This window comes from Pseudomonas sp. (assembly GCF_050739995.1).
Taxonomy (GTDB): domain Bacteria; phylum Pseudomonadota; class Gammaproteobacteria; order Pseudomonadales; family Pseudomonadaceae; genus Aquipseudomonas.
Window position 1 is genome coordinate 1 of sequence record NZ_JBOICG010000291.1, and the last position, 4,314, is coordinate 4,314.

At 61.0% G+C, this 4,314-nt stretch carries 4 protein-coding genes; 1 reads left to right on the forward strand and 3 read right to left on the reverse strand.

The features are described 5' to 3' along the window. From ACRESD_RS09965 to ACRESD_RS09975, 3 genes are all read right to left on the reverse strand, one after another. The coding region (locus ACRESD_RS09965; RefSeq protein ID WP_431750759.1) for a uroporphyrinogen-III synthase at nucleotides 1-565 on the reverse strand (565 nt) is incomplete at its 3' end. Beyond that, complete coding sequence (gene hemC / locus ACRESD_RS09970) at nucleotides 562-1,503, reverse strand: hydroxymethylbilane synthase (protein ID WP_431750760.1); 942 nt, start codon at nucleotides 1,501-1,503, stop codon at nucleotides 562-564. The genes ACRESD_RS09965 and hemC, both read right to left, overlap by 4 nt. 138 nt (nucleotides 1,504-1,641) lie before the next feature. Next, the gene (locus tag ACRESD_RS09975; RefSeq protein ID WP_431750761.1) at nucleotides 1,642-2,388 is read right to left on the reverse strand and encodes a LytR/AlgR family response regulator transcription factor; all 747 of its coding nucleotides are present in this window, start codon (nucleotides 2,386-2,388) and stop codon (nucleotides 1,642-1,644) included. Nucleotides 2,389-2,890: 502 nt separating this feature from the next. On the opposite strand from ACRESD_RS09975, the gene argH reads away from it, so the two are divergent. After that, nucleotides 2,891-4,285, forward strand: a complete 1,395-nt coding sequence (gene argH / locus ACRESD_RS09980; protein ID WP_071488042.1) for an argininosuccinate lyase — start codon at nucleotides 2,891-2,893, stop codon at nucleotides 4,283-4,285. The last annotated feature ends 29 nt before the right edge of the window (nucleotides 4,286-4,314 follow it).

Here is a 4,314-nt window from a genome sequence, read left to right on the forward strand (position 1 = left end):
GCCCACTGCTGACCACCACGCCGTTCAAGCGTTCCACGTTTATGCGCTGGGTCAGCGTTGCACGGTCGTAGTCCGGCAGGAAACGGCGATACAACTCCAGATAGTCGACACTAGCACCTTGTTCACGCAAACGCTCAGCCAGCAATTCTCGGCCGCCCTCGCCGCGCAGGATCAGCACGCGGGCACCCTGGCCTGCGATAGCCTCGCGCAAGGCAGGCAATGCAAGCAAGGCCTCGCTGTCATCGCCGGTTTGCGGATAGTGAACGTTGAGGCCGTGATCGGCCAGTACCTGTGCGGTGGCTGCACCGACACTGAACCAGGGCAGTTGCGGCCAAGCCCGATCCAGTTGCCGTAAAGCAAGGCGTGCGGCAGGCTTACTCACCACAATCACCGCACAATAGCGACCCAAATCAGCAAAAACAGCCTGTTGCTCAGCCGTAACCGGCAAGGCTTCGATATCCAGCAAGGGCAGGCTGCTGCTGAAAATGCCGGCCTCGGACAATGACGCCGCCAGCGCCATCGACTCCTCGGCAGGCCGCGTCAGCAGCACACGCCACTGGGTCACTGCGGACCCGCCTCGCCGTAGACTTTTTGCAGAATGGCGCCAGCGCCCTTGGCCAACAGTTCCTCAGCCACCTGTATACCCAAGGCGGTGGCGTCACACTGCGGCCCACGCACTTGCGCAGTGAGCAAGGTACCGCCGTCCGGATCACCCACCAAACCACGCAGCCAAAGGTTTTCACCCTCAAGCACCGCGTAACAGGCAATCGGCACCTGGCAACCACCGTTGAGGTGCTTGTTCAGCGCGCGCTCGGCCGTAACACGGACTTCGGTATCGGGGTGATCAAGGGGTTTGAGCAAGGCGTGAATTTCACTGTCGGCAGTTCGGCATTCGATACCCACGGCCCCCTGCCCGCCTGCGGGCAAGCTGTCTTCGACGCTGATCGCCGAAGTGATGCGGTCTTCAAAGCCCAGGCGGATCAAACCCGCCGCGGCAAGGATGATCGCGTCATATTCACCGGCGTCCAGCTTGGCCAGACGGGTATTGACGTTGCCGCGCAAAAAGCGGATCTGCAGGTCCGGGCGACGGGTCAGCAACTGCGCCTGACGACGCAAGCTGGAGGTGCCGACGATACTGCCCAAAGGCAGTTCGTCCAGAGACGTGTAGGTATTGGAAACAAAGGCGTCGCGTGGGTCTTCGCGCTCGCAGATGCAATACAGGCCCAGGCCTTCGGGGAAGTCCATGGGCACGTCTTTCATCGAGTGCACGGCGATGTCGGCTTCGTTTTCCAGTAGCGCGGTTTCCAGCTCCTTGACGAACAAGCCCTTGCCGCCGATCTTCGACAGCGGCGAGTCGAGCAGCTTGTCGCCGCGACTGACCATGGGCACCAGGGTCACCTTGAGACCTGGGTGGGCCTGCTCAAGGCGTGCTTTGACGTATTCGGCCTGCCACAAGGCCAAGGCGCTTTTACGGGTGGCGATGCGGATTTCGCGAGAGGACATGGATCAATCCGTACTGAATAGATACGGCAGATAATAACAGCTCAGGCAATCACGCTTTGATTTGTATCAGCAAGTACGGGGCCTCCCTGGCCGCGTCGCACCGGGATCAGGATTGCAGACCTCGCTGCAGCCCTTGGACTAAAGCTGCTGCATCATCTTGCGCACGCCGGCGACATGGCGTCGGCTGACGATCAAGGCATCACCATTGAGTCCCTTCAGAAACAGCTGAAAGTGCCCAAGAGGTGTGCGTTGCAGGCGCTCTATCCGCTCACGGGCCACCAACGCGTTACGGTGGATACGCACGAAGCGGTCGCCAAACTCATCCTCAAGGGCCTTGAGGGGTTCATCGAGCAACACTTCGCCCGTCTCGTGGCGCAGGGTCACGTACTTGTGATCAGCAATGAAGTAGACCACCTGCCCCAAGGGGATCAGCTCAATACCCTTGCGGGTCCGCGCGCTGATATGGCTGCGAGGCCCGTTACCACTTTGGGCTGCAGGCTGGGTCAGCGCGGCAAGCTGGACGCGATTTGGACGCTCGGCCTTTTTCAAGGCTTTGAGCAGAAGATCTGCGGTTACCGGCTTGGTCACGAAACTGACGCCGCTGGCCTCCAGCGTCTGCGCGGAGAACTCTTCATGGCCGGCACACAACACCACGGCAGGTGGCGACTCTCGTTCGCTCAAGCGAGCAGCGACTTGCAGGCCATCCAGGCCCGGCAGGCGGATATCGAGCAACACCACATCCGGCTTGAGGCTGTCGATCAGCGTCAACGCCTCTTCGCCGTTGGTGGCGCTCGGTTCAAGGACTGTATAACCCTCAAGTTCACTGACCAGACGGCTCAGTCGCTCGCGGGCTTGGGGTTCGTCATCAACGATCAGGACATTCATATTGCGCTGGATTCCTGCGTGAGTCTCGCACAAGGGTAGCGTAGACAGGTGCGGTGACTTGCGTCACAGCGATCCACGCTAAGACTAGCGCGAGCGGCAAAAAGTGCCCTGAGAGTGGCACCCATATTTACCCGGACCTGTTCAATTGCGCCCAAGACCTGCTGCCTTAGGGCATCGTCGTAGGGTTTACTGATACACAATCCGAATACCCCCCTTTTTAATGGATAGTCTGGGCTTCGACCGCATCACCCGACTTTGGTGCATTCACGCTCTATCAGTGCAACTGTAGACGCTCACTGAGACGACATTGCTCAATCGTCAAATATCGTTTCAATAAACACCTGGCTCCAGTCTCTTCCCGGACGCGTCCGGCGGCAAGGCACTTAGCCATCCTTTGCACAAATAAAAATGCCGATCACCCGCAGCACCGCCTTCCCGGGCAACCCTGTTATTATCGGCGGCACACCTCCACGCCTCTTTTAAGCAGATCACGAGCGAATCCATGAGCACCGACAAGACCAACCAGTCCTGGGGCGGCCGCTTCAGTGAACCCGTCGACGCCTTCGTCGCCCGCTTCACCGCCTCCGTCACCTTCGACCAGCGCCTGTACCGCCACGACATCATGGGCTCGATCGCCCACGCCACGATGCTGGCCAAGGTCGGCGTACTGACCGACGCCGAGCGCGACAGCATCATCGACGGCCTGACCACCATCCGTGGCGAGATCGAGGCTGGCACGTTCGACTGGCGCGTCGACCTGGAAGATGTGCACATGAATATCGAGGCCCGCCTCACCGACCGCATCGGTGTGACCGGCAAGAAACTGCACACTGGTCGCAGCCGTAACGACCAGGTAGCCACCGACATCCGCCTGTGGCTGCGGGACGAAATCGACCTGATCCTGTCCGAAATCACCCGCCTGCAAAAAGGCCTGCTGGAGCAGGCCGAGCGTGAATCGGACACCATCATGCCGGGCTTCACCCACCTGCAGACCGCGCAGCCCGTGACCTTCGGCCACCACCTGCTGGCCTGGTTCGAAATGCTCAGCCGTGACTACGAGCGCCTGGTGGACTGCCGCAAACGCGCCAACCGCATGCCGCTGGGCAGTGCCGCGCTGGCTGGCACCACCTACCCGATCGATCGCGAATACACCGCGCAACTGCTGGGTTTTGACGCCGTGGGCGGCAACTCCCTGGACGGTGTGTCGGACCGTGACTTCGCCATCGAATTCTGCGCCGCGGCCAGCATCGCGATGATGCACCTGTCGCGTTTCTCCGAAGAGCTGGTGCTGTGGACCAGCGCGCAATTCCAGTTCATCGACCTGCCGGACCGCTTCTGCACCGGCAGCTCGATCATGCCGCAAAAGAAAAACCCCGACGTGCCCGAGCTGGTGCGTGGCAAGAGCGGCCGCGTATTCGGCGCATTGATGGGCCTGCTGACCCTGATGAAAGGCCAACCGCTGGCCTACAACAAGGACAACCAGGAAGACAAGGAGCCGCTGTTCGACGCCGCCGACACCCTGCGCGACTCGCTGCGAGCCTTTGCCGACATGATCCCGGCGATCAAGCCCAAGCACGCGATCATGCGTGAAGCAGCCCTGCGTGGGTTCTCCACTGCCACTGACCTCGCGGACTATCTGGTGCGCCGTGGCCTGCCGTTCCGTGATTGCCACGAAATCGTTGGCCATGCCGTGAAATACGGCGTGGACACCGGCAAGGACCTGGCCGAGATGAGCCTGGAAGAACTGCGTCAGTTCAGCGACCAGATCGAGCAGGACGTGTTTGCCGTGCTGACCCTGGAAGGTTCGGTGAATGCCCGTAACCATGTGGGCGGCACTGCGCCGGCGCAGGTGAAGGCAGCCGTCGTGCGCGGCCAGGCACTGCTCGCCAGCCGCTAAAAGCTTCGCGAGCAAGCCCGCTCCCACAC